This is a genomic window from Pseudonocardia benzenivorans CB1190 (genome assembly GCF_000196675.2).
Classification (GTDB): domain Bacteria; phylum Actinomycetota; class Actinomycetes; order Mycobacteriales; family Pseudonocardiaceae; genus Pseudonocardia; species Pseudonocardia benzenivorans.
This window is the reverse complement of record NC_015312.1, coordinates 3,983,548-4,007,619: the sequence shown is the minus strand read 5'-3', so window position 1 is coordinate 4,007,619 and position 24,072 is coordinate 3,983,548. Positions and strand designations below refer to the sequence as shown.

Genomic DNA, 24,072 nt, shown 5'->3' with positions numbered 1-24,072 from the left:
CTGGCCTCGACACCCCGTGAGTGGCGATGGTCGCCATGGCGACCTGCTGTGGCGACCATCGCCACTCACGACTCAGCTGCTGCAGTGGTCCGACACCGTCGGCGGGACGTCGAGTGCCGGGTTGCGGTCGAAGAACCCCGCGGGCTTGAGCACGAACCCGGTGTAGTCGACCGGCATGACCGGCCAGTCCTCCGGGCGCGGGAAGTGCGTGAGCCCGAAGGTGTGCCACACGACGATGTCCTCGCCGTCGACCGGGCGGTCGGCCTGCACCCAGGCCGGCAGGCCCGCGCCGCCGGGGTTCTGGTTGACGAAGTCGCCCGCGGAGTAGCGCTCGGCCGGGTCGTACGCGGTGACCCACAGCGCCTTCGTCGAGAACGCGGCCCGCGAGGCGATCGACGACGCGTCGTCGGCGAGCAGGGTGGGCTGACCGGTCGGGTGCAGCACGTACCCGACCGGCTGGCCCAGCGCGTTGTGCTTCTCCGGGTTGACGATGTGCCACACCCGCGCCGACGCGGCGTCGGCATCGCGCTGGGCGTCGGACTCGCGGGACAGCCGGGTCACCTTGCGGCGGAACGCGTTGCCGTACGGGTTGCCCTCGCCCATCGGCACCCGCGCCGCCTCGACCTCGTCGACGGCGTTGCGCTCGCCGTCGACGGTCATGTCCAGCCGCGCGGAGAACAGGTGCTGGTGGAACGGGGCGCCGAGGCCGGGCGCGATCTCCGTCGCGTACTCCCCCGGGGTACCGGAGGTGAACACGATCCCGGTCGCCTTGCACTCGAGCTCGATGGTGCCGTCGAGGTAGAGGTACCAGTAGAAGCCGTAGTCGTAGTTGCCGATCGGGGTGAAGAACGAGATGACGAGCCGGCGCTGGCGGCGGGTCTCGCGGGACCCGGTGAACATGTCCGTGTGCTTCCAGAGGACGCCGTAGTCCTCCTCGTGCATGCAGATCGCGTTGCTGATCGTGCGCGGGTTGCCGAGGTCGTCGGCGACGACGACGTCGGTGTAGAGGATGTCGCCGAGGCAGTCGCAGCCAAGCTGCAGCGAGTCGGCGTAGCGGGCGAACATGTACTCGCCGCAGTCGAAGTAGTTCTGCCAGAAGCGGACCGGTGCGGGGTCGGCGTAGGGCACGACCATCTCCGCGACGGACGCGCGGTAGCAGATCGGCCGGTCGTCGAACGCGATCTGGTGCAGCGTGAGGCCCTCGCGCTCGTTGAACCCGATCCGCAGGTCCCACTTGCCCCAGCGGACGTGCCCGTCCTCCACGGTGAAGGAGCGGCCGTGCGGCTGGGTGATCTCGATCGGCTTGAGCGAGTCCAGCGGCGGGCCCTGGACCTGCGGGTCGTCGAAGTTGCCCGACGTCGCGGGCACCGGGTGCGGCGCCTCGTCGACGATCCGGTCGACGGTGCGGCGGGTGAGGTCGACGTAGGCGACGAGCCCGTCGATCGGGTGCGCCCACGGGTGGTCGCGCTCGTGGTCCTGACGGAAGCCGAACGCGCGCACGATGCGCCGCCCGACCTCGTCGGGATAGTCGTAGACCCCGGCCGAGAGCGGCACGGCGCGCACCGACGCGGGCTCGATGCCGCGTTCGCGCAGCGCGCCGAGCCAGCCGGCGTCGGCGTTGAGGATGTCCTCGATCATCTCGAACTCGGTGTCGATGATCGGGGGCTGGCCGTCGCGGGGCGGGTCCAGCTCGCGCTGCGAGACGACGCTGCGGGTCTGCGTCGAGACGACGGTGTCCCAGGAGCGGCCGGTGGCGAGGTCGAGCAGGACGGCCCGGAACCGGCGGTCGCACTCGTCACCGGCGAGCACCTCGGACTTGGGCGGCTCCTCCGGGGCGAAGAACGCGTAGCGGACGTGCTCGGTCAGCAGCCCGGCCTCGGTGAGCACCTCGCGCACCGTGTCCACCTCGGCGGCCGAGGTCATGGCCAGCGGGTGGGCGGTGGCGGAGCTCGTGCGGGACTCGGCGAGGGTCATGGCGGATCCTTCCCTGGCGAGAATCGGTGTCAGGCGGCGTCGGCGGCCGGCGCGGGCGCGGTCGGTTCGGGCAGTGTGGCGGGTCGGCGGCGGGACCAGAACAGCCCGAACACGAACGCCAGCACGAGGATCGCGCCGATGCCCGCGGCGAGCCCCGCGGAGCCGCCGATGAGGGTGGGGAAGTTCGAGACGGTGAGCCACAGGCACACCAGCAGCCCGGCGAGCCCGAGCACCGGCGCGACCACGGTCTGCCACAGCCGGGTGTCGAGGCGCTCGCGGCGGAAGAAGACGATGACGGCGGCGCAGGTCAGCGCCATCAGCGCCAGCACACCCAGCGTCGCGGTACCGGCCATCCAGGCGAAGACCTGCGTCACCGGGTCCATCCCGGCGATCGCGAAGACCACGACGAAGACCAGCGCCGTCAGCGTCTGGGTCAGCGACGCGACGTGCGGCGACGCGTGCCGGGGATGGCTGCGCCCGCAGGCCGCGGGCAGCGCGCCGGACCCGCCGAGGGAGAACAGGTAGCGGGCCAGCACGTTGTGGAAGGAGAGCAGTGCGGCGAACAGGCTCGTGCACAGCAGCACCTGGGCGACGTCGCCGCCGACCGGGCCGAGCACGTTCGTGATCGTCGTGATGATCATGTTCCCCGGGTCGGCGGTGGCCTGCTCGACGGCTGCCGTGTCGCCCCACGCCGAGACGACCGACCAGCTCGAGAGCGTGTAGAACACGCCGATCACGACGAGGGCGAGGTAGGTCGCACGCGGGATGGTGCGGTTCGGGTCGCGGGCCTCGTCGCGGAAGACGGCGGTCGCCTCGAACCCGATGAACGACGCGATCGCGAACATGATCGCGATGCCGAGCGACCCGGACACCACCTGCGACGGCTGGACCAGCGCCGTCGAGAGCCCTTCGGCGGAGCCGCCGCCACGGCCGATGACGACGAGATCGAGCACCAGCACGATCGCCACCTCGGCGACGAGGAGCGTGCCGAGCACCCGGCTGGACAGCTCGATGTGCCGGTAGCCCAGGACCGCGACGACGCCGAGCGCGACGATCGACCACAGCCACCACGGCGGCGCGGGTCCGCCGTAGTGCTGCACGAGCCCGTCGACGACCGCCCCGATGTAGCCGTACACGGCGAGCTGGACGGCGGTGTAGGTGACGAGGGCGAGGAACGCCGCACCGGTGCCCGTCGCGCGGCCGAGCCCACGGGCGATGTAGGCGTAGAACGCGCCCGCGTTGGGGATGTGCCTGCTCATCGCGCAGAACCCGACCGCGAACAGCAGCAGGATCACACAGCACAGCGCGAAGGTCGTCGGGAAGGCGGGGCCGTTGCCCGCCGCGATGCCGAGCGGGACGGTGCCCGCGATGACGGTCAGCGGCGCGGCCGCGGCCACGACCATGAACACGATCGACCCGACCCCGAGGGAACCGGTGAGCCCGCGTGGGTCGTCGGTGGTGGGCTGGGTGGCGGGCCGGTCCGTCGTGCTCATCGCACCGCCTCGCGGACGCTGGGTCGGTGGGGCGGGTGCAGGCCGTGTCGTCGGCTGGGTCGTTGCCGCTCTCGCATGGGGGACTCCCGGGGACGGCGGGGAACGAGCTGGACGGGAGACGACCGTCACGTCCCGCGCGGACGGCGTCAAAGCCCGGTCCCGGGCAGCGCGAAACGGGTCGTCCGTGGTTCTCATTCCACGGGAATCGACGGACGGGAATTCTCGTTCGACCCGTCACCGCAGGTCGGACGGTGGATTCGGTGGGGGAGCAGTCGTACGCTCCGCTTCGGTCCGCACCCCGGCACCCCGGCGGCCGGCGGCGGACCCGTCCGTCGTTGAGGAGGTCCCGTGCGCGACCGTCCCGTCGTGCCCCGGCTGCGGCAGCGTTCGCCGGTGCACGGGCTGCGGCGGCGCGGGCTCGGTCCGCTGGAGGTGCTGGCGCAGTCGGTGTCGGGGGCGGCGCCGTCGGCGGCGATGGCGGCCACGCCTGCGATCGTCGCGGTGTCGGCGGGCGGGGCGACGGTGTGGTCGTTCGTCGCGGCGACGGTGCTCGCGCTGCTGATCGCCGGCTGCATCGCACGGTTCACGCGCCGGATGGCCGCGCCGGGCGGGCTCTACACGCTGACGGCGAAGGGGCTCAGCCCGGGCGCGGCGTTCGCGTGCGGGGTGGCGCTGCTCGTCGGGTACGGGATGCTCGCGGCCGCCGCGCTCGTCGGCGGCGCGACCTACCTGCAGGCGCTCGTGCTGCGTCTGGGCGGCACCGGCTCGGTCGTGCTGCCGGTCGTGGCGGTCGTCGTCGTCGGGCTCGCCGCCGGGGGGCTGGCGCTGCGGGGGGTGCGGCTGTCGGCGCGGGTGGTGCTGCTCGCCGAGCTGGTGTCGATCACCCTGATGCTGGCGATCTTCGTGCTGCTGCTCGCCGCGCCGCTGCCGGGCCCGGACGCCGCGCAGCCCGGACTGGGCCTCGGCGGGGTGGCCGCGGGCGTGCTCCCGGCGCTCGCCGCGTTCATCGGCTTCGAGGTGGCGACGTCGCTGGGGGCGGAGGCCCGGCGCCCGTTCCGCAGCGTGCCGCGCGCCGTGACGGCCACCGCGGTGGTGTCCGGTCTGCTGTGCGTGTTCGCGGCGCAGACACAGGTCGTCGGGTTCGCCGCGGCCCCGGGTGGGCTCGCGGGACAGAACGCGCCGGTCGCCGTACTCGCCACCGCCCGCGGCTGGCCGTGGGTGGCACCGCTGCTCGACCTCGGCCTGACGATGTCGTTCTTCGCCTGCGTGCTCGCGACCGTCAACGGCATCGCCCGGGTCCTGTTCTCGCTGGGCCGTGACGGGGTGGCGCTTCGGGGCTTCGGGCGCACGCACCCGCGGTTCGCCACCCCGCACGTGGCGATCGGTGTCGTGGCGCCGGTGCTGGTCGTCGTGCTCGCCGTCGCGCTGCTGGCCGGTGCCCCGCTGGGCGGGACGCTGACGTTCCTGCTCACCGTCGGCACCGGCGGCTTCCTCGTCGCGTACCTGCTGGTCTGCCTGGCCGCACCGGTGTTCCTGCGCCGCATCGGCGAGCTGACCTGGCCCGCCGTGGCCGCGACGGCCGTCATCGCGCCGATCCTGGTGGCCGTGCTCGTCGCGTTCGTCGCCCGGTCGGGCGGCACGCCCGTCGTCGTGGTGCTGGCCGCGCTCGCGGTCGCGGGGGCCTGCTGGTTCGGGTGGCTGCGGCTGCGCCGGCCCGACCGGATCGCGGGCATCGGCGTCTACGACGAGACCGTCGCCGACGACGTCCTCGGCGCCGACGTCGTCGGTGCCGGTGTCCCCGGTGGTGGCGACGGGCCCGGTACCGGCGGGCCCGGTACCGACGGGCCCGGGACCGGCGGCTCGCGGGGTCCCGACGCCCGGCCGGACCGGGCCGCGTGACGAGCCCGCGGGACCCGCTGCCCCTCTCGGGGCGGCAGCCGCGCGCGGTGCGCAGCGCCCTGGCGGTGCTGGAGGAGGTGGTGGCCGCGGGCCCCGGCGTCACGGCCAAGGAGATCTCGGCGGCGCTGCGGCTCCCGCAGGCCACCACCTACCGGCTGCTCAACCTGCTCGTCGGCGAGGAGTACCTGGTCCGGCTGCCCGACCTGAAGGGGTTCGCGCTGGGCAGGCGCGCGGCCCGGCTCGCGCTGCCGGTGACCGTCGCCCCGCCGACCGCGGCGCGGGCCGTCGTCGACCATCTGCGCGGGCTGGTCCGCTGGGGGGTGCACCTGGCCTGGCTGGGCGCGGGGCAGGTGACGCTCGTCGACCCGGACCCGGACCATCCGCCGTCGGACGCCGCGCTGCTCGCGCGCTATCCGCAGGCGTCCGCGCTCGGCCGGCTGCTGCTCGCCGAGCAGCCCGACTGGCGTGCTCTCGTCCGCGACCTGCGCGTGTTCACCGAGTACACGGTCTCGACGCCCGCCGCGCTGACCGCCGCGCTCGACCGGGTCGCCGCCGACGGGCTCGCCCGCCAGTGCGGCGAGCTGCGCGCCGACCGGGGCTGCATCGCCGTCGGCGTTCGCGCCCCCGGTGACGGCAGGCTCGTCGCGGGGCTGGCGCTGTCGGGGCCCGCGCAGCGGGTGGCGGAGCCGAACCCGGAGCTGGTGGCACTGCTGCGTGAGCACGCCGACCGGCTGGCACCGCTGCTCGCCTGAGCGCGACGCGGTGTGACCCCGCTCTCCTCCCGCCTCGTTGATCGGCCCCTGATTGTCGGACAGTCTTACATTCATCAGGCTCCGACGACGGAGGGACGACGATGGAGATCGTCAGAGGACGCGCGGCCGGGGGCATCCCGACGCAGCTGCGCGGCGACACGTTCACCGGCACGGTCTGGGGCGACCCGGTCCTGCCGGCGACCGACGGCACGACGATCGGCTCGGTGACCTTCACCCCGGGCGCCCGGACCTTCTGGCACGCGCACACCGACGGCCAGATCCTCGTCGTGACCTCCGGTCTCGGCTGGGTGTGCACCAAGGGCGGCGAGCCGGAGACGATCCGCGCCGGCGACGTCGTGTGGGTGCCGCCGGGCGAGGAGCACTGGCACGGCGGCACCGCCGACACCGTGCTGACCCATCTCGCCGTCTCGCTCGGGCCGACCCGCTGGACGGACGAGGTCGCCGCGGCCGACTACCCGGGAGCCTCGTCGTGAGCGGTGAGTTCGGGCCGGGCAGTGCCCACTGGGACGCGGGACTGGACATCCGCCGCGATGTCGTCGGACCGGCACACGTCGAGCGCTCGATGGCCGCGGTGAGCGAGTTCTCCCGGCCGATCCAGGAGTTCGTGACCGGCGCGCTGTGGGGTGGGGTGTGGACCCGCGAGGGGCTGGACCGGCGCACCCGCAGTCTGCTGACGATCGTCATGCTGACCGCGCTGAACCGCAACCACGAGCTGTCGGTGCACGTGCGCGGTGCAGTCCGCAACGGCTGCACCGAGGAGGAGATCCGCGAGGCGTTGCTGCAGACGGTCGCCTACTGCGGCGCCCCCGCGGCCCTGGAGGCGTTCCGCGTCGCCGAGAAGACGCTCGGGGAGATCAGCGACGAGGACCGCGAGGCCGGCGCCGCCGCGACGACGGCGGCCGGTGACTGACCCCGCCCTGCCCGCGGTGGTGGGGTTCGTCGGGCTCGGCCGCATGGGTACCCCGATGGCCGGGCGGCTGGCCGCCGGGGGCGTCGTCGTCCGTGCCTTCGACAGCTCGGCCGCGGCACTCGCGGGGCTGGGTGACACCGTGACGGCCGTCGGTTCCGCCGCGGAGGTCGCCGAGGGGGCGTCGGTCGTCATCCTGATGCTGCCGGACTCGGGGGTCGTCGAGTCGGTGGTCGACGGCGGGCTGCTCGCCGCGCTCGAACCCGGGACGCTCCTGGTGGACATGAGCTCCTCGGAGCCGCTGCGCACCCGGGCGCTCGCGGCACGGGTCGCCGACGCCGGCGCGACGCTGGTCGACGCGCCCGTGTCCGGCGGGGTCGCCGGGGCCCGCGCCGCCACGATGTCGATCATGATCGGCGCCGACGCGGCGACGGCCGGCCGGCTGGAGCCGCTGTTCGCGCTGATGGGCAGGCCGCGGCGGGTCGGTGACGTCGGGGCCGGGCACGCGCTCAAGGCCCTCAACAACCTGATGTCGGCCGCGCACCTGCTCGCCAGCTCCGAGGCCCTGCTCGCGGGCACGCGGTTCGGCCTCGACCCCGAGGTGATGCTCGAGGTCGTCAACGGTTCCAGCGGACGCAGCAACTCGACCGAGACGAAGTGGCCCCAGCACGTCGTGACCGGGACCTTCGGGTCCGGGTTCACCGCCGGACTGATGGCCAAGGACGTCCGCATCGCGCTCGGCCTCCTCGACGCGACGGGCGTCGAGGGCGGCGTCGCGCGCGAGGTGTCCGAGCGGTGGGAGGCGGCGGTCGCCCTGCTGGGGCCGGACGCCGACCACACCGAGATCGTCCGCTACCTGGAGCGGACCGGGCCGGAGGAGCGGCGGTGAGCGGCCCGCTGGCCGGGGTGCGGGTCGTCGAGCTGGCCGGGGTCGGGCCCACGCCGTACTGCGGCATGCTGCTCGCCGACCTCGGCGCCGACGTCGTCCGCGTCGACCGGGTGCCCGCCGGACCGCCGCGGACCGGCCCGGCCGAGGGCCTGGACGCGCTGGTCGACGGCATCCTCGGCCGCGGGCGCCGCTCGGTCGCGCTCGACCTGAAACACCCCGACGGCCTCGCCGCGGCCCGCGACCTCGTCGCCCGCGCCGACGCGCTGGTCGAGGGGTTCCGGCCGGGGGTCACCGAGCGGCTCGGGCTCGGACCCCGCGAGTGCCTGGCGCGCAACCCGAGGCTCGTCTACGGCCGGCTCACCGGGTGGGGCCAGGACGGGCCGCTGGCCGCGACGGCCGGGCACGACCTCGACTACATCGCCGTCGCCGGCGTGCTCGCCCACGTCGGCAACCGCGGCGGGCGCCCGGTCCCGCCGCTGAACCTGGTGGGGGACTTCGCCGGCGGCGGGCTGCTGATGGCGTTCGGGATCGCGACGGCGCTGGTCGAGACGTCCCGGTCGGGGCGTGGGCAGGTGGTCGACGCCGCGATGGTCGACGGCGCCGCGTCGCTGATGACGATGATGTTCGAGATGCACGGCCGCGGAGGCTGGGACGAGCGCCGCGGTACCAACGCCAACGACAGCGGCTCGCACTTCTACGACACCTACGAGACCGCCGACGGCGGCCACGTCGCGGTCGCGGCGATGGAGCCGAGGTTCCACGCCGAGCTGCTCGACCGGCTCGGCCTCACCGGCGACCCCGCCTTCGCCGACCAGTGGAACCCGGCGACGTGGGATGCGGCGTCGGCGCGGCTCGCCGCGGTGTTCCGCACCCGCACCCGGGCCGAGTGGGCGGACGTCTTCGCGGGCTCCGACGCCTGCGTCGCCCCGGTGCTGACGATGAGCGAGGCGCCGCGGCACCCGCACAACGTCGCGCGCGCGACGTTCGTCGAGGTCGCCGGGGTGTCGCAACCCGGCCCGGTGCCGCGGTTCGACCGGACGCCGGGGGCCGTCGCCCGCGCCGCGCCGACGGTCGGCGAGCACACCGAAGAGGTACTGGCCGAGCTCGGCCGCACGCCCGAGCGGATCGCTGAGCTGGTCGCCTCCGGAGCGGCCGCCGCTCCCGGGCGCCTGAACTAGAGGACCGCCAGCGGGGTCACGGGGCTCGCCGTCGATCCCGCGAGCGGCAGCGGCGCGACGACGAGCTGGAACGTCGCCCGCCCCGTCCGGGCCAGCTCGAGCAGCGACAGGTTCTCCAGCAGCGGTATCCCGTTGCGGTGCAACAGCTCCAGGTGCACCGGGAACATCGACGGGGTGCCGGCGGGCTGCACCTCGACCGCGTAGTTGTCCGCGCCGACGAGCGCGACGTCGAGTTCCGCCAGCCAGCGGGCCGCCTCGGGCGTCGGGCCCGGTTCGGTCTCGTAGTAGGCGGGTTCGTCCGCCTGCACCTCCCACCATCCGGTCCGCAGCAGCAGCGCGTCGCCGGGCATCGGTGTGACCCCCGCCCGCGCGTAGGCGGCCTCCAGGTCCGACGGGCCGACCGGGGTCCCGGGTGGCAGCGGCCCGCCGTAGCCCTCGACGAGATCGAGCAGCACCCCGCGGGTGGCCACCGGGCGGAGCTTGTCGGCGCCGCAGCGCTGGGCGCCGCGGGTGGAGCGCAGCGACGCCGCCGGGTGCCCGTTGTACAGGGTGTCGCCGCTCCACGTGTGGGACAGCGCGTCGATGTGGGTGCCGCTGTGGGTCGAGAGGACGACGGTGTCCTCGGCGAACTTGAAGCCACCGGGTGCGCGGGCGCCCGCGGCGTAGTCGCCGCCGTCGCGGTCCATGAACCGGCGCGGCGCGCTGCGGTGCGGCGGCATCGGGCTGGCCGGGCCGAGGGGCTGGGCCAGCGAGATCGTGCGGCCCTCGGTGACCAGCGCGGCGCCGGCGAGGATCGCCTCGGGACCGATCAGGTTCAGCGCGCCGGTCTCGTCGTCGGCACCCCAGCGACCCCAGTTCCCGTCGCCCTGGCCCGGGTCCGCCCGGCCCCCGTCGGCTCGGCTCTCGTTCCCGTTCACCCCGGGGCTCCCTCCCGCTCGCGGCTGCGCACCCGCTCGGCCGCCTGCTCGACCAGCGCCCTGCGCGTCACCTTGCCCGTTCCGGTGCGCGGCAGCGCCTCCAGGACCACGACCTCCCAGGGCACCTTGTACCCCGCGATCGCGTTCCGGCAGAAGCGTCGCAGGTCCTCGCCGGTCGCGGCAGCCCCGTCGACGAGCGTGGCGAAGGCGACGACGACCTCGCCGCGGCTGCGGTGCGGCGCGCCGACGACCGCGACCTCGGCGACGTCCGGGTGCGCCGACAGGAAGCCCTCGACCTCCGCGGGGGCCACGTTGATGCCGTTGGTCTTGATCATGTCGGTGAGCCGCGCGCCGAACTCGACGAACCCGTCCTCGGCGCGCACCCGCAGCCGGTCACCGGTGCGGTACCACCCGTCGGCGGTGAGCGCCGCGGCGTTGGTCGCCGCGGTCTCGTCGTCGTCGCCGAGGTAGCCGGGCATGACGCGGCCCCGGACCTGCAGCTCCCCGAACTCACCGGGCGGCAGCTCGGTCCCGTCGACGTCGACGACGCGCAGCTCGACGCCGGGCAGCGGCGGACCCTGCGTGGTGAGCCGGACCTCCAGCGGTGCGTCGTGCGGGGTGACGCAGCAGTTCCCGTAGGTCTCGGTCGAGCCGTAGATGTTGCAGATGTCGGGCACGTCGAGCTCGTCGACGATGCGGCGCACCTCGTCGGGTCGCCCGATCGTCAGGCCGGTGCGCAGCGAGGTCACCGCGCGGACCCGGTCGGCGACCGTCGCGAGCCCGTCGGCGAGGCTCGGCAGCAGGTAGGCGGCGGTGCAGCGGTGCGCGGCGAGGGTGTCGGCGGCGGTCGCGGGGTCGAAGTGGTCCTGCACGACGAGGCACGCGCCGTGGGTGAGGGTGGCGGGCAGCGCGTTGGCCGCGCCGAAGCTCCAGAACAGCGGCGACCCGAGCCAGACCCGGTCGGCGGCGGTGAGGCCCATCCGCTCGCCGATGTGGAAACCGTTGACCAGCAGGTCGTGCTGCCGCAGCGGGACGGCCTTCGGGTGGCGCGTCGACCCGGAGGTGTAGAGCACGAAGGCGACGTCGTCGGGTCCGGCGGCGCAGGTGTCCGCACCCGGACCGCCGGTCAGCCCGGACCAGCGGCGGGCCCCCGCCGGGAGGTCCGCGGCGAGGCAGTGGTCGACGGAGTGGTCGAGGACGACGACCTCGCGCAGGACGGGGAACTCCGCGCTGCGCCACTCGCCGGGCCCGGCGTCCCAGAGCTCGGGCACGAGCTCGCGCAGCTCGGCGAGCAGGTCGCTCGACCGGACCGCGGCGTCCATGACGAGCACCGGCGCCGCGCACGTCGCGAGCAGGTGCCGCAGGTCCCAGGCCTTGACCCAGGTGTTGAACGCGTCGACGCGGGCGCCCGCGCGCATCGCGCCGAGGGTCGCGGCGAGCCACTGCGCGGAGTTGGCGCCGAGCAGCGCGACCGTCCCGCCCGGGCCGACGCCCAGCCCGCGCAGGGCGGCGGCGGCGCGGCGGGCGGCGTCGTCGAGCTCGCGGTAGGTCCACTCGACCGCACCCGCGACGAGGGCGGCCGCGTCGGGCGTCGCGCCCGCGATGTCGGAGACGAGGGCCGGCAACGTCGGGGCGGCCGGCGGTGCGGTGACGGTCACGGCAGCAGCACCGTCCGTCCGGTGACGGCGCGCGCCTCGAGGTCGGCGTGCGCGGCGGCGGCCTCGGCGAGCGGCCGGCGGACCGTCGCGACCGGTGCGACCGCTCCGGCGGCGACGAGGTCGACGACGGCGGCGAGGTCGTCGCGGTCGGCGTGGGCGGATCCGTGCACGCGCAGCTCCTTCACGATCGTCAGACCCGGGTCGAGTGGCAGCGTCGCGGGCTCGGTGTTGCCGACGAGTGCGAGCCGTCCCCGCGGCGCGAGCGCCCGCAGCGCCGTCGTGAACGTCGGGCCGCCGGTGATCTCGACGGCCGCGTCGGCCCCGCGCGGCCGCCCCAGCTCGGCCAGCGCGGCGCGGACCTCGCGGACGTCCGCGCGGGCGAGCACCCGGTCGGCGCCGAGGGCGCGTAGCGCGTCGACCTTGCCGGGGCTGCCGGTCAGCGCGACGACCACCGCCCCGAGGTGGTGTGCGAGCGCGACGGTGTGCACCCCGACGCCGCCCCCGGCGCCGGTCACGACGACGACGTCGCCCGCGCCGACCTCGGCGGCCCGCAACGCCCGCCGGCCCGTGCCGACGGCGCAGGAGAGGATCGCGCCCGTCGCGAGGTCGACGTGGTCGGGCAGCGGCACGGCGTTGAGCGGCGAGGCGACGACGTACTGCGCGTACCCGCCCGGCAGGTCCTCGCCGTAGAAGCCGGGGCCGCTGCGGCACGACGTGGTGCGCCCGTCGGCGCACCACTCGCAGGTCCCGCACGGGATGCGCTGCATGAGCGCGACCCGCCGGCCCGCCCATCCGGGCGGCGTACCGTCGCCCAGCCCGACGACCTCGCCCGCGATCTCGTGGCCGAGGACCGACCCGGGCCGGGCGGCGAGCAGCCCGCGGCGGGCCAGCAGGTCGTGCCCGCACACCCCGACGGCGCCGACCCGGACGAGCAGCTGCCCGGGCGCGGGCTCGGGCACCGGCCGGGTCGCGGCCACCAGCACCTCCGGACCGCCGCAGGCCGCCATTTCGACGACCCGCATCCGTTCGGGAGCCACCGCGCTCAGGCCGGCTCGAACCAGTAGTCCGCGGCCGTCCCGGTCGGTGTGTCGCTGAACGCGACCCGGACCCGGTTGCCGACGGCCAGCGACGCGACCGCCGAGGGCAGGTCGGTGAGGTCGAGCCCGCGGACGTAGCCGACGAGCGCGGTGTCGGCCCCGTCGAGCGTGGCGTAGGCCAGCGCGTACGGCGGGTCGGGCAGCCCGCGGAACGCCTCGTGGACGATCGTGAACATCTCGACGACGCCGGCGGTGGCCACCTCGACCCAGTCCGAGGTGGCCGTGTGGTCGCGGTCGCAGAACGAGCGGGCCGGCACGATCACCCGCTCGCACGACGGGCAGCGCCTGCCCAGGATCCGCTGCTCGGCGAGGCCGGCGAGGAAGCGCGACGTGGTGTCGCCCAACGCGTGCCGGTAGCTGAGGTCCCAGGTCTGGGTGTAGAACCGGGGTTCGACGGCGCTGGTCACGGGGGTTCCTTCCGTTCGCGTGCTCACGCGATGTCCTCGAGGTCGGCGCTGAGCACGAGGCTCGCGTAGAACTGGTGGTCGCCGCCGATCGCGCTGGCCACGGCGGTGCGGGCGCCCTCGACCTGCCGGTCACCCGCGCGGCCCTGCACCTGCAGCGTGGCCTCGGCCAGCCGGGCGACGCCGGTGACGGCGATCGGGTTGGAGCACAGCACCCCACCCGACGGGTTGACGATCGTGCCCTTCGCCCCGAGCGCGAAGTCGCCCTGCGCGAGCCGGGCCGGGGCCTCGCCCTTGCCGCACAGCCCCGCCGCCTCGATGACGTGCAGCTCCACGCTGGAGAAGGGCGCATAGATCTCGGCGACGTCGAGCTGGCCGGCGGGGTCGGTGACGCCCGCCATCGCGTAGGCCCGTTCGAACGCGACGGCCAGCGCGTCGGCGTCGCCGTGGTCGGCGAGCATCCGCGGGCCGACCCGGTCGCCCATCCAGAACGTCTCGGTGTTCTGCCCGATCCCGCGGATCCACGCGGGCCGCAGCCCGTGCGCCCGCGCGTACCGCTCGGAGACCAGCACCGCACCCGCCGCGCCGGTCGACGACGGGCAGGCGTCACCGAGCTTGATCGGCCACGCCAGCACCCGGCTCGCCAGGACGTCCTCGACGGTGACCGGCTCGCGCAGGTGGGCCAGCGGGTTGAGCGCGGCGTGCCGGCGGTTCTTCACCGTCACCCGGGCGAAGTCGGCCTCGTCCGCGCCGTGGGCGTGCATGTAGCGCACCGCGGACAGGGCCAACATCGTGATGGTGTTCAGCGGGATCGGCCGTTCGTAGCCGACGTCCCACATCTTGTTGAGCACCGACTGCGCCGACCCCGATTCGGAGACGCGTTCGCCACCGGCGACGAGCACGACGTCGAACATCCCCGACGCGACGTGGGTCCACGCGGCGATGACCGCGCTCATCCCGGTGGCGCCGCCGTTGTTGACGCGCATGAACGGCTTGCCCGCCGCGCCCAGCGCCTCGACGCACCACCGTTCGCCGTTGCCGACGCCGATGAGCGCGTCCGGGGCCAGCGGGAACACGACGGCGTCGACGTCGTCCATGGTGATGCCGGCGTCGTCGAGGGCGAGCAGCGCGCCCTCCCGGACAAGTTCGGGGAACGTCACGTCGGCCCGCCGCGTGACGTAGGGCGTCTGCCCGACCCCGAGCACCCCGACCGCACTCATGCCGCGTCCCTTCCGGCGACCGTGTCCCTGCCGGAGACCGCGTCCCCGCCGGAGACCGCGTCCCTGCCGAAGACCATGACCGTCGCGCCCTGCCCCGCGAACCCGTTGAACCCGATCCCCGCGGCCACGCCGGCCCGGCCTTCCGAGACCGTCGTCGCGGCGGCGAGCAGCCTGGCCAGCCCGGCGACGTGCGCGGGGGCGGGCGCGTCGCGCAGCGAGCCGGACGCGTTCACCGGCGTGCCCGCCGGGAGGCCCAGCGCCGAGGCGGCGTGCGCGACGGCGGGCTCGCTCGGCGCGGCGATCTCCACGGCCTCCCAGCTCGCGGCCGGGACGGGGTCGTCGCCGCGGTCGAGGTGGGCGAGCGCGGCGTGCAGCGCGGCCTGGGCGGCGGGGTCGCGGGCCCCCGGCTCGTAGCGGTCGGTCGACCACCCCGCCCCGCGGATCCACGCAGGTCCCGTGGAGGCTCCGGCGGGCACCGCCGACTCGACGGCCAGGACCGCGGCGTACACGCAGTCCGCCCGGGCGGGCAGGTCGGCTGCGGTCAGCGGCCAGGCCACGACGTCGTCGGCCGCGGGCGGCGCGCCGGGGGCGGCCCAGCGCGACGCCTGCAGCGCGGCGGCGATCGTGTCGTTCATGCCGACGGCCCGCAGCACGTAGGGCTCGGCGCTGACGAGCTCGGCGTGCTCGGGGGAGACCGACTCGCTCGGCTTGCCCCAGCCGACGACGAGCACCGTCTCGCCCTGCCCCGACCGCAGCCGCAGCCAGCTGTAGACCAGGGCGTGCTCGCCGGACGAGGCGATCATCGTGACGTCACGCCCGACCCCGCCCGCGGGGCCGGCCGAGGTCATGCACGAGATGACGCGGCCGTCGGTCTGGTCGTTGCCGCTGAGCACGACACCGCCGACGTCGGCCGCGGTCAGGCCCGCGGCCGCCAGTGCGCGGTGCGAGGTCTCGAAGATCATCTCCTCGAGGCTGCGGCCCTCCTCGCGGGCGACGACGTCGCGGACGCAGGAGACGACGGCGACCCGCGGGGGCGCGGGTTCGGATCGGGTCACGAAGGGGTCCTTCCGGATGGGGCGGACGACGGGGTCAGCCGGCGTGGGCGTCCGCGGCCGCGGTCGGGTCGACCAGTTCGGCCTCCACGGCGGCGGCGGTCTCGTGCATGGCGGTGGTCAGGGCGCCCAGCTCGCGGGCGGGCAGTGCGGTGCGCAGCGCGGACACGTGCACGGCCGCGACGACGACGCCCGACTGGTCGCGCACCGGCGTCGCCAGCCCGAGGACGCCGCGCAGGCTCTCGCCGCGGCTGACGCTGACGCCGCGCTTGCGGATGGCGGCGAGGTCGCGTTCGAGCTCGGCGGGGGAGGTGCGGGTCTGCGGGGTCAGCGCGGGCCGTGGCTTGCGCAGCATCGCGTCGGCGATCTCCGGCCGGTACGCCGCGAACAGCTTGCCGACGGCCGTCGAGTGCAGGAACAGGCTGCGTCCGAGCGGGATGTCGAGGTTGACGTGCTGGCTGCCCGGATGCCGTGACACGTAGACGACGCGGGTGCCGGCCGCGACGGCGAGGTAGACGTCGTACCCGGTGGTCTCGGCGAGCAGGTCGAGGTGACGCGCCGCGACCCGGCGGACGGCGACGCTGTCGAGCACGTTGATGGCCGTCCGGATCGTGCGCGGGCCCAGCCCGTACAGCCGGCCCGAGAGGTGCAGTGCCTTCGCCTCCACCATCGCGCGCAGCAGGTCGTGGGTGCTCGACAGCGGCAGTCCCAGCCGCTTGCTGAGCTGCGAGACCGACGTCGGGCCGTGTTCGGCGAGATGGTCGACGACGTCGAACAGACGACCGAGGCGCTGACTGTCCACGGTGGGCTCCCGTGTCCGGGGCGGCACCGGTGCCGCCCGCCTGTGCCTCCGGGTCCCCGGAGGACCGATCCGGGAACGCGGAGGGCTGGACCGGCCGAAACGTAGGTCGCGCCGGCGCGCGCCGACAAGGTCCTTTCGCGTTCACGGAGGAACGTGACGAGGTCGCCCGGTGCCGCCACACTGCGCGCGCCCGGCACCCGCGCGACCGGTCGGGTGCGGCCGGACGGTGCTTGACGTCACCAGGAGCCGCCGCTAACTTCCTTTCACATCTTCACACTGATGTTCAGTATGTGAAAGACCCGATCGTGACATCCCAGCACCGAAGGCCGGTACCACCCGGTCCCGGCCTTTCACCCTGCACAGACGGTTCCGGTCCAACGGCGGAGCGTGATTCCTGGTGACGACACTCGTGCAGACGCTGGTGAGCGGGATCCTCGTCGGCGGCCTCTACGGACTGTTCTCCAGCGGCCTGACGCTGATCTTCGGTATCACCCGTGTCATCAACTTCGCCCACGGCGACTTCGTGACCCTCGGCATGTACGGCGCGGTGCTCCTGTTCGCGAGCCTGGGCCTGAGCCCGCTGATCGGGATCATCCCGGTCGCGATCCTCTCGTTCCTGATCGGGGCGATCGTCTACCGCGTCATCGTGCGCCGGACGCTCTCGGTCAAGGGCATATCGGCCATCGACGCCCAACACGGACAACTCGTCCTCACGTTGGCGGTGTCGATCCTCATCTCGAACCTGCTCCTGATGTTCTTCGGCCCGTCGCCGAGGGCGGTGCAGGGCGTGCTGCCGGCGGTCTACGAGGTCTTCGGCGTCTACATCCAGCAGGCGCGACTGGTGTCGTTCCTCATCGCGCTGGTCGTGTTCCTGCTGCTCTACATCGCACTGCAGCGGACCCTGTACGGAAAGGCGATCCGCGCGACGGTCGACGACCGGGACATGGCGTCGATGGTCGGGATCGACCCGAACAAGGTCTACGCGGTGAGCTTCAGCGTCGGCATCATGCTCACCGGGATCGCGGGCTGCGTCCTCGCGACCTACTACCCGGTGACCCCGACGACCGGCGCGGGCTTCCTGATCATCGCGTTCGTCACCGTCGTCATGGGCGGGCTCGGCAACATCGTCGGTGCGTTCGTCGCGGGTCTGCTCGTCGGCATCATCCAGCAGGTCACCGCGATCTACGTGGCCGTCGACCTGCAGGACGTCGGGTTGTTCCTCGCGTTCGTGCTGGTCCTCGTGCTGCGCCCGCAGGGCATCCTGTCCGGACGGAAGGCCTCGGCATGACCGCGCTCGGAAAGCTCCTGCGCTCCACCGGCGGACTGGGGACCGTCGTGCTCGTCCTGGTCGCGAGCCTGCCGCTGTGGTTCATCCAGTCCAGCTTCGTGCTCAGCGTCGCGACCCTGACGCTGATCTTCATGGCCGCATCGCTGGGCTGGAACGTCATCAGCGGCTTCGGCGGCCAGATCTCGTTCGGGCACAGCATCTTCTTCGGCCTCGGTGCCTACACGACCGCGCTGCTGCAGGTGCGCTACCACCTCAACGCCTACGTCGGTGTGGTGCTGGGCGTGGTCGTCGCGGTGGTGCTGGCGGTCCTGCTCGGCGCGGTGACGCTGCGCCTGCGCGGCATCTACTTCTCGCTGGCGACGTTCGCGCTGACGCTGGTGTTCGCCATCCTGACCGGGCACTACGAGGGCTTCACCGGCGGCGAGGTGGGGCTGACGCTCCCGCTGCTCGGCGACGCCCCGGGTCAGTTCTCCTTCGACAACAAGGTCGTCTTCTACTGGATCGCGACGCTGCTCGCCGCGCTCGCGTTCGTCGCGACGTGGCTGGTGCTGCGCTCGCGGCTCGGGCTGCAGCTGCGCGCGATCCAGGCCGACCAGGAGGCGGCCCAGGCGTCCGGTGTGCTGGCGTTCCGCGTCAAGCTGGTCGGCCTGGCGATCAGTGCCGTCCCCGCGGCGCTGGCCGGCTCGGTCTACATGCAGTACGTCGCCTTCATCGACCCCGACAGCGCCTTCGGCGCGACCGTCGCGACGCAGATCGCGGTGATCGCGTTCGTCGGTGGCGCGGGCAAGCTGTGGGGCCCGGTCATCGGCGCGGTGATCCTGGTGCCGCTGCAGCAGCTGCTCAACTCGTCGCTGTCGGCCTACCCGGCCGGGTTCAACCTCGTCGTCTACGCGCTCGTCGTGCTCGTCATCCTCTGGATCGAGCCGCGCGGCATCATGTCGATGCGCATCCGCAGGCGGACGCCGCGACCACCGGCCCGCGACGCCGCGCCGCCGGGCGACTCCGTACCCGACCCGCGCCCGGTCGACGCCGTGTCCGCCACGCCGTCCGTCCCGACCAGCCGGAACGGGAGCTGAGCCATGGCCGCATCGACCGAACCGCTGCTGCGCGTCGAGGGCCTGACGGTCCGTTTCGGCGGCCTCGTCGCGGTCAACGACGTCAACTTCACCGTCGCCGAGGGCGAGCTGCTGGGCATCATCGGTCCCAACGGCGCGGGCAAGACCACCACGTTCAACGCCGTCGCCGGGGCCGTGCGTCCGACGTCGGGCACCATCCGGATCGGCGACGCGCTCGTCAGCGGCCGGCCGCCCGAACGCGTCGCGCGGCTCGGGATCGCGCGCACGTTCCAGTCGGTCCGGCTGTTCAAGGCGATGTCGGTCGCGGAGAACGTGACGCTCTCGGCCAGCACCGTCTGCCCGTCGATGGGGGCCTCGCGCGAACGCGCGGCCGAGGTCGCCGAGCTGCTGGGGATGCAGGCGCTGCAGGACAGCAGGGTCGACGAGCTCCCGCTGGCCGACCAGAAGCGCGTCGAGATCGCGCGGGCGCTGGCGCTGCGGCCCCGCCTGCTGCTGCTCGACGAGATGATGAGCGGGCTCAACCAGGCCGAGACCCGCGACCTCATCGGCGTGATCACCACGCTCAACTCCGACGGACTGACCACGATCGTCATCGAGCACGTGCTGCGGGTGATCATGGAACTGAGCCATCGCGTCCTCGTCCTCGACCACGGCGTGATGATCGCCGAGGGACCACCGCGGGAGGTCATGAGCGACCCGCGGGTCGTCGAGGCCTACCTGGGCCGGTCGGCCGCGGCGAACCTGGGGGAGCCGGCATGAGGGCACCGTGGCGGACGCGCACGGCCGACGGGGAGCGCGCCTCCACCGCGGCGTCGCTGCGCGTGCAGAACCTGTCGGTGGACTACGGCAACATCCGAGCGCTCGTCGACGTCTCCTTCGAGCTGCGGCCCGGCGAGTTCATGGGCGTCCTCGGCGCGAACGGCGCCGGCAAGTCGACGCTGCTGAAGTCGATCTCCGGGCTGGTCCGCCCGGCGGCGGGCTCGATCAGGCTGGGGGACGGCGAGCTCGTCGGCATCCCGGCGCACCGGATCCCCGCCACGGGGCTCGCGCACGTGCCCGAGCGTCGCCGGGTCTTCCCGTCGCTGAGCGTGCAGGACAACCTGGCGCTCGGTGCCTACGCCACGCCGCCGGACCGGTCGCGCGCCGAGCTGCTCGACGAGGTGCTCACGCTCTTCCCGCGGCTGAAGGAGCGGGCGACGCAGCTCGCGGGGTCGCTCTCGGGTGGGGAGCAGCAGATGCTCGCCGTCGGCCGGGCGCTGATGCTCGCGCCCCGGCTGCTGATGCTCGACGAGCCCTCCCTCGGGCTCGCGCCGGTCATCGTCGAGGAGATGTTCGACCGGCTCGCCGCGATCCACCGCGAGCTCGGCGTGTCGATCCTGCTCATCGAGCAGAACGCCACGCAGGCGCTGGAGGTCATCGAGCGCGCGATCGTCCTGACGACGGGCGAGGTGACCTTCACGGGTACCCGTGAGGAGCTCGGCGACAGCGAGTACCTCAAACGGGCCTACCTGGGGCTGTGAACGGGGCCGGGGCCCGCGCCCGGCGGGTGCCGCGTGTCCGCCCGCGACACCGGCCCGCGCCCGTACCCGGGCGCGGGCCGGGGTGGCGCTCAGGCCAGCGGCGTCCCGGGCAGCGGGAACTGCTCGAGGTAGCCGGCGTACTCGGGCTCGACGTCGATGCGCAGCGTCCCGAGGATGCGGATGACCGCGTTGTAGAACGACGCGATGATCACCAGGTCGACCGCCCGGGCCCGGCCGAGCGCCTTCTCCAGCGATGCCCACGTCTCGTCGCTGACGCGCCGGTCGGCGGTGATCTCCCTGGCCGCGGTGAGCACGAGGGTCTCGAGGTCGCCGAGGCCGTGCGACTCGTCGTTGCTCGCCTTGACGAGGTCCGCGATGTCGGCGTCGGTCACACCGAAGTCGTGGCCGATCTTGACGTGGTGGCTCCACTCGTAGGGGCTCGCGGTCAGGTACCCGACCTGCAGGATGGCCAGCTCGCGCAGCCGTGGGTCGAGCTCGCAGCCGTGCCGGATCCACTGCCCGAGCACGTGGAAGTGCCGCAGGCCGTCGGGACTGTTGGCGAGGCCGCGGAACAGGTTGATCGGCCTCTCGAGCAGCTCGCGGTCGCTCTCGGCGAGATCCGACTCGGACAGATAGGGCACCAGTGCCATCGTCGCTCCGTGGGGAGTCCGGGGTGTCCGCGGGGGTGCCACGGCCGTCGGCCCGCCGGGTCGGCGCCGGGTCCCGCAGGTGCCCCGGCGGAGTTGACGGGGCGACGACCCATGATTACCGTCGTTCACGAAATGCCGCAAGTATTCATCATTTGAAATTCTGCACGACGCACCGCAGCGAGCCGCGATGTGTGCGGGACCGTGACGAAGGGGTCGAGGATGGCGCAGCCGGGGACCGGCAGGGTGGCGGGGAAGACGGCGCTCGTGATGGGCGCCGGCCAGACGCCGGGGCAGACCACCGGCAACGGCCGGGCGACGGCCGTGCTGCTCGCCCGGGAGGGCGCCAAGGTCCTGTGCGCCGACCGCGACCTCGCCGCCGCGGAGGACACCGTCAAGCAGATCGCCGCCGAGGGCGGCGAGGCCGTCGCGATCACGGCCGACGTCACGGTCGAGGACGAGGTGGCCGCCGCCGTCGCCGGGTGCGTCGAGCAGTGGGGCCGGCTGGACATCCTGCACAACAACGTCGGCATCAGCATCGCGGGCGGCGACGCCCCGATCGCCGACATCGAGGCCGACGCGTTCGCCCGCGTCACCGCCGTCAACCTGCAGGGCATGGTGATGACCTGCAAGCACGCGATCCGCGTCATGCGCGAGCAGGACGGCGGCGTCATCACCAACATCTCCTCGATCGCCGCGTGCATCAACTACCCGTACGTCACGTACCGCACGTCCAAGGCCGGTGTGGTGACGATGACCGAGCACATCGCGATCACCAACGCGCAGTACGGGATCCGGGCCAACGCGATCCTGCCGGGGCTGATGGACACCCCGATGGCGATCGAGAACCGGGTCGGCCTCGACGGGCGGACCCGCGAGGACGTCTACGCCGAGCGCAACTCCCACGTCCCGCTGCGCAACAGGATGGGCACCGCCTGGGACGTCGCCAATGCCGCGCTGTTCCTCGCCTCGGACGAGGCGAGCTTCATCACCGGTGTCGCGCTCGCCGTCGACGGCGGGCAGCGGCTGGCCGCGGGCTGACCGACACAGGGCTGACCGACACAGGGCCGACCGACACAGGGCCGACCGACACAGGGCCGACCGACACAGGGCCGACCGTGAGGGCCGGCCAGGGCCGAGCATCCAGGACCCCGGGGCGCGCCCCGATCCGCACGACAGGTCGCGGGAACACCACCCGGCGGCCCCTCTCGCGAGGAGACGCACATGAACTCCCAGAACGGCAGACGGCCGTGACCGCCACCGATGCCGCGCCCGGCAGCGCCACCGCCGGCACCTCACTGACCGACCTGCGCATGGTGTGGCGGATGCGCGCGTTCGAGGAGAAGGTGCGCGAGCTGCGGCTGGCGGGCGACGCCGTCGGCTCGATCCACCTGGGCATCGGCCAGGAGGGCGTGGCCACCGGCGCATCCGGGCTCGCCGGTCCGCAGGACGCCGTCTTCGCCACCTATCGCGGACATTCGTGGGCGATCTCCTGCGGGGTGCCCGTCGAGGCGCTGTTCGGCGAGATCCTCGGCCGCGACACCGGGATCAACGGTGGTCGCGGAGGGTCGGCGCACCTGACGGCACCGGCGTACCGGTTCTTCGGCGAGAACAGCATCGTCGGCGCCGGCGCGCCGATCGCCTGCGGCGCCGCGCTGGCCGGCCGCCACGACGGTTCGGACCGCGTGGCGCTCACCGTCTTCGGCGACGGCGCGATGAACCAGGGCGCGGTCCACGAGGCGATGAACTTCGCCTCGGCGTTCTCGCTGCCGGTGGTCTTCCTGTGCGAGAACAACTCGTGGTCCGAGCTCACCCCGATCGACGAGATGGTCCGCGACCCCGAGCTCTTCCGCCGTGCGGCCGCCTACGGGATGCCGGGCGAGCGGATCGACGGCAACGACCCGCAGGAGGTGCGCGAGCGGCTCGGCGACGCGTTCGAGGTCGCCCGCGAGGGCGGGGGCCCGACGCTCGTCGAGGCCATGACGCAGCGCCTCGTCGGCCACTACATCGGCGACGCCGACCAGTACCGGCGCCCCGGCGAGCGCGAGCGCGACGCCGAGCGCGAGCCGGTCGCCCTGCTCACGCGCCGGCTGCGCGAGAGCGGCGTGAGCGACGACGAGATCGCCGCCGCCGAGTCCGACGCCCGTGCCGAGATGGAGGCCGCCGCCGCGGCGGCGCTGGCCGCCCCGCTCGCCGACCCCGCGACCGCGAAGGAGCACCTCTATGCCTGACACGGCCGTCTCGGGTCCCGCCACGACGGGTGCCCCGTCCGCGACGCAGGACGTCAAGGAGCTGACCTACGGCGGTGCTGTCAACGCCGCGCTGCGCCGCTGCCTCGAGGAGATCCCGGAGACGCTGCTCTACGGCGAGGACATCGCCAAGCCCGGCGGTGTCTTCGGCGTCACCCGCGGGTTACGCCGCGACTTCGGCGACCGGGTCTTCGACACCCCGATCAGCGAGTCCGCGATCCTCGGCTCGGCGGTCGGGGCCGCGATGCTGGGCAGGCGGCCGATCGTCGAGATCATGTGGGTCGACTTCTCGCTCGTCGCCTTCGACCAGGTGGTCAACCAGCTGGTCAACGTGCGCTACGTCAGCCGCGGCGAGCTCGTCGCGCCGGTCACGATCCGCACCCAGCAGGGCAGCGCGCCCGGGGCGTGCGCCCAGCACAGCCAGAGCCTCGAGGCACTGTTCCTGCACGTCCCGGGCCTGCGGGTGTGCATGCCCTGGACCGCGCAGGACGCCTACGACCTGCTCGTCGCCGCCGTGCACTCCGACGACCCGGTGCTCGTGATCGAGAACCGGACGCTCTATCCGGCGGGCACCGGTCCGGTGCGGCTCGGCGGGCCCGTGCAGCAACCGGGCGGGCTGCGGGTCCGTCGCGAGGGGACCGACGCCACCGTCGTGACCTGGGGGGCGATGACGGCCCGGGTGCTGGAGGCGGCCGCGACCCTGGCGGGCGAGGGCATCTCGGTCGAGGTGCTGGAGACGCCGTGGCTCAACCCGTTCCCCACCGACGAGGTCGCGGCGAGTGCCCGGCGCACCGGTGCGCTGGCCGTCGTGCACGAGGCGAACACCACCGGCGGGTTCGGGGCCGAGGTGGTCGCGCGCGTCGCCGGCGAGGGCGTCGCACTCCGGGTCCCGCCGCTGCGGGTCGGGTTGCCCGATACCCGGGTGCCCGCCGCGCCGAGTCTCGCCGCCGGTCTGGTGCCGGGTCCCGACGCGATCGCTGCAACGATCCGCGAGTGGTTGGGCTGAAACGGACGTAACTGCTGGTCACA

Annotated in this window: 23 protein-coding genes; 13 read left to right on the top strand and 10 right to left on the bottom strand. The window is 73.9% G+C overall.

Features of this window, described 5'->3' with window-relative positions:
• Positions 1-72: 72 nt before the first annotated feature.
• Positions 73-1,974, bottom strand: coding sequence for a primary-amine oxidase (locus tag PSED_RS18840; protein WP_013675838.1), 1,902 nt, complete (start codon positions 1,972-1,974; stop codon positions 73-75).
• A gap of 29 nt (positions 1,975-2,003) precedes the next feature.
• Entirely contained in the window at positions 2,004-3,467 is a 1,464-nt protein-coding gene (locus tag PSED_RS18835) for an APC family permease (RefSeq protein WP_013675837.1), read from the bottom strand.
• 348 nt (positions 3,468-3,815) lie between these two features.
• Here PSED_RS18835 and PSED_RS18830 point away from each other — a divergent pair, with 348 nt between their 5' ends.
• The 6 genes from PSED_RS18830 to PSED_RS18805 all read left to right on the top strand — a co-directional run bounded on the left by PSED_RS18830 (position 3,816) and on the right by PSED_RS18805 (position 9,113).
• Positions 3,816-5,366 (top strand): APC family permease, encoded by a 1,551-nt coding sequence (locus PSED_RS18830; protein ID WP_013675836.1) that lies wholly within the window; start codon positions 3,816-3,818, stop codon positions 5,364-5,366.
• A complete protein-coding gene (locus tag PSED_RS18825) occupies positions 5,363-6,118 on the top strand; it encodes an IclR family transcriptional regulator (RefSeq protein WP_013675835.1) in 756 nt (251 codons plus the stop codon). The genes PSED_RS18830 and PSED_RS18825 overlap by 4 nt, the downstream gene beginning before the upstream one ends.
• A gap of 101 nt (positions 6,119-6,219) precedes the next feature.
• Positions 6,220-6,612 (top strand): cupin domain-containing protein, encoded by a 393-nt coding sequence (locus PSED_RS18820; RefSeq protein WP_013675834.1) that lies wholly within the window; start codon positions 6,220-6,222, stop codon positions 6,610-6,612.
• The gene (locus PSED_RS18815; RefSeq protein WP_013675833.1) at positions 6,609-7,049 is read left to right on the top strand and encodes a carboxymuconolactone decarboxylase family protein; all 441 of its coding nucleotides are present in this window, start codon (positions 6,609-6,611) and stop codon (positions 7,047-7,049) included. The genes PSED_RS18820 and PSED_RS18815 overlap by 4 nt, the downstream gene beginning before the upstream one ends.
• On the top strand, positions 7,042-7,935 hold the full coding sequence (locus PSED_RS18810) for an NAD(P)-dependent oxidoreductase (RefSeq protein ID WP_013675832.1): 894 nt from the start codon (positions 7,042-7,044) through the stop codon (positions 7,933-7,935). Before PSED_RS18815 ends, PSED_RS18810 begins: the two co-directional genes overlap by 8 nt.
• Positions 7,932-9,113: a CaiB/BaiF CoA transferase family protein gene (locus PSED_RS18805; RefSeq protein WP_013675831.1), complete on the top strand. Its 1,182-nt coding sequence runs from the start codon at positions 7,932-7,934 to the stop codon at positions 9,111-9,113. The genes PSED_RS18810 and PSED_RS18805 overlap by 4 nt, the downstream gene beginning before the upstream one ends.
• Here PSED_RS18805 and PSED_RS18800 read toward each other — a convergent pair.
• From PSED_RS18800 to PSED_RS18770, 7 genes are read right to left on the bottom strand one after another with little or no spacing between them, the layout of a single operon-like run.
• On the bottom strand, positions 9,110-10,030 hold the full coding sequence (locus PSED_RS18800; protein ID WP_013675830.1) for a cyclase family protein: 921 nt from the start codon (positions 10,028-10,030) through the stop codon (positions 9,110-9,112). The two genes, PSED_RS18805 and PSED_RS18800, sit on opposite strands and share 4 nt — an antisense overlap.
• Positions 10,027-11,688 carry a class I adenylate-forming enzyme family protein gene (locus PSED_RS18795; RefSeq protein ID WP_013675829.1) on the bottom strand — a complete coding sequence of 554 codons (1,662 nt, stop codon included), beginning with the start codon at positions 11,686-11,688 and terminating at the stop codon, positions 10,027-10,029. Before PSED_RS18795 ends, PSED_RS18800 begins: the two co-directional genes overlap by 4 nt.
• Positions 11,685-12,710 carry an alcohol dehydrogenase catalytic domain-containing protein gene (locus PSED_RS18790; protein WP_013675828.1) on the bottom strand — a complete coding sequence of 342 codons (1,026 nt, stop codon included), beginning with the start codon at positions 12,708-12,710 and terminating at the stop codon, positions 11,685-11,687. The genes PSED_RS18795 and PSED_RS18790 overlap by 4 nt, the downstream gene beginning before the upstream one ends.
• 20 nt (positions 12,711-12,730) lie before the next feature.
• Complete coding sequence (locus PSED_RS18785; RefSeq protein ID WP_013675827.1) at positions 12,731-13,192, bottom strand: Zn-ribbon domain-containing OB-fold protein; 462 nt, start codon at positions 13,190-13,192, stop codon at positions 12,731-12,733.
• Positions 13,193-13,215: 23 nt separating this feature from the next.
• Complete coding sequence (locus tag PSED_RS18780) at positions 13,216-14,409, bottom strand: thiolase family protein (protein WP_013675826.1); 1,194 nt, start codon at positions 14,407-14,409, stop codon at positions 13,216-13,218.
• Positions 14,406-15,464, bottom strand: coding sequence for a hypothetical protein (locus tag PSED_RS18775; RefSeq protein WP_013675825.1), 1,059 nt, complete (start codon positions 15,462-15,464; stop codon positions 14,406-14,408). Before PSED_RS18775 ends, PSED_RS18780 begins: the two co-directional genes overlap by 4 nt.
• 34 nt (positions 15,465-15,498) lie before the next feature.
• Complete coding sequence (locus PSED_RS18770; RefSeq protein ID WP_013675824.1) at positions 15,499-16,263, bottom strand: IclR family transcriptional regulator; 765 nt, start codon at positions 16,261-16,263, stop codon at positions 15,499-15,501.
• A 397-nt stretch (positions 16,264-16,660) separates the two neighbouring features.
• Here PSED_RS18770 and PSED_RS18765 point away from each other — a divergent pair, with 397 nt between their 5' ends.
• From PSED_RS18765 to PSED_RS18750, 4 genes are read left to right on the top strand one after another with little or no spacing between them, the layout of a single operon-like run.
• Positions 16,661-17,551, top strand: coding sequence for a branched-chain amino acid ABC transporter permease (locus PSED_RS18765; RefSeq protein ID WP_013675823.1), 891 nt, complete (start codon positions 16,661-16,663; stop codon positions 17,549-17,551).
• Complete coding sequence (locus PSED_RS18760; RefSeq protein ID WP_013675822.1) at positions 17,548-18,627, top strand: branched-chain amino acid ABC transporter permease; 1,080 nt, start codon at positions 17,548-17,550, stop codon at positions 18,625-18,627. Before PSED_RS18765 ends, PSED_RS18760 begins: the two co-directional genes overlap by 4 nt.
• 3 nt (positions 18,628-18,630) lie before the next feature.
• Positions 18,631-19,386: an ABC transporter ATP-binding protein gene (locus tag PSED_RS18755; protein ID WP_013675821.1), complete on the top strand. Its 756-nt coding sequence runs from the start codon at positions 18,631-18,633 to the stop codon at positions 19,384-19,386.
• Positions 19,383-20,147, top strand: coding sequence for an ABC transporter ATP-binding protein (locus PSED_RS18750; protein WP_013675820.1), 765 nt, complete (start codon positions 19,383-19,385; stop codon positions 20,145-20,147). Before PSED_RS18755 ends, PSED_RS18750 begins: the two co-directional genes overlap by 4 nt.
• A gap of 89 nt (positions 20,148-20,236) precedes the next feature.
• Here the strand turns inward: PSED_RS18750 and PSED_RS18745 are convergent, their stop codons facing one another.
• On the bottom strand, positions 20,237-20,797 hold the full coding sequence (locus PSED_RS18745) for a carboxymuconolactone decarboxylase family protein (protein ID WP_013675819.1): 561 nt from the start codon (positions 20,795-20,797) through the stop codon (positions 20,237-20,239).
• A 219-nt stretch (positions 20,798-21,016) separates the two neighbouring features.
• On the opposite strand from PSED_RS18745, the gene PSED_RS18740 reads away from it, so the two are divergent.
• From PSED_RS18740 to PSED_RS18730, 3 genes are all read left to right on the top strand, one after another.
• Positions 21,017-21,835, top strand: a complete 819-nt coding sequence (locus tag PSED_RS18740) for an SDR family NAD(P)-dependent oxidoreductase (protein ID WP_013675818.1) — start codon at positions 21,017-21,019, stop codon at positions 21,833-21,835.
• Positions 21,836-22,044: 209 nt separating this feature from the next.
• On the top strand, positions 22,045-23,025 hold the full coding sequence (locus PSED_RS18735) for a thiamine pyrophosphate-dependent dehydrogenase E1 component subunit alpha (protein WP_013675817.1): 981 nt from the start codon (positions 22,045-22,047) through the stop codon (positions 23,023-23,025).
• A complete protein-coding gene (locus PSED_RS18730; RefSeq protein ID WP_013675816.1) occupies positions 23,018-24,049 on the top strand; it encodes an alpha-ketoacid dehydrogenase subunit beta in 1,032 nt (343 codons plus the stop codon). Before PSED_RS18735 ends, PSED_RS18730 begins: the two co-directional genes overlap by 8 nt.
• The last annotated feature ends 23 nt before the right edge of the window (positions 24,050-24,072 follow it).

Excerpts from the sequence above, each read along its gene's own strand:
- PSED_RS18840 (WP_013675838.1), bottom strand. The coding sequence starts at position 1,974 with ATGACCCTCGCCGAGTCCCGCACGAGCTCCGCCACCGCCCACCCGCTG.
- PSED_RS18740 (WP_013675818.1), top strand. The coding sequence starts at position 21,017 with ATGGCGCAGCCGGGGACCGGCAGGGTGGCGGGGAAGACGGCGCTCGTG.
- PSED_RS18755 (WP_013675821.1), top strand. The coding sequence starts at position 18,631 with ATGGCCGCATCGACCGAACCGCTGCTGCGCGTCGAGGGCCTGACGGTC.
- PSED_RS18730 (WP_013675816.1), top strand. The coding sequence starts at position 23,018 with ATGCCTGACACGGCCGTCTCGGGTCCCGCCACGACGGGTGCCCCGTCC.
- PSED_RS18760 (WP_013675822.1), top strand. The coding sequence starts at position 17,548 with ATGACCGCGCTCGGAAAGCTCCTGCGCTCCACCGGCGGACTGGGGACC.
- PSED_RS18835 (WP_013675837.1), bottom strand. The coding sequence starts at position 3,467 with ATGAGCACGACGGACCGGCCCGCCACCCAGCCCACCACCGACGACCCA.
- PSED_RS18780 (WP_013675826.1), bottom strand. The coding sequence starts at position 14,409 with ATGAGTGCGGTCGGGGTGCTCGGGGTCGGGCAGACGCCCTACGTCACG.
- PSED_RS18745 (WP_013675819.1), bottom strand. The coding sequence starts at position 20,797 with ATGGCACTGGTGCCCTATCTGTCCGAGTCGGATCTCGCCGAGAGCGAC.
- PSED_RS18820 (WP_013675834.1), top strand. The coding sequence starts at position 6,220 with ATGGAGATCGTCAGAGGACGCGCGGCCGGGGGCATCCCGACGCAGCTG.
- PSED_RS18750 (WP_013675820.1), top strand. The coding sequence starts at position 19,383 with ATGAGGGCACCGTGGCGGACGCGCACGGCCGACGGGGAGCGCGCCTCC.
- PSED_RS18790 (WP_013675828.1), bottom strand. The coding sequence starts at position 12,710 with ATGCGGGTCGTCGAAATGGCGGCCTGCGGCGGTCCGGAGGTGCTGGTG.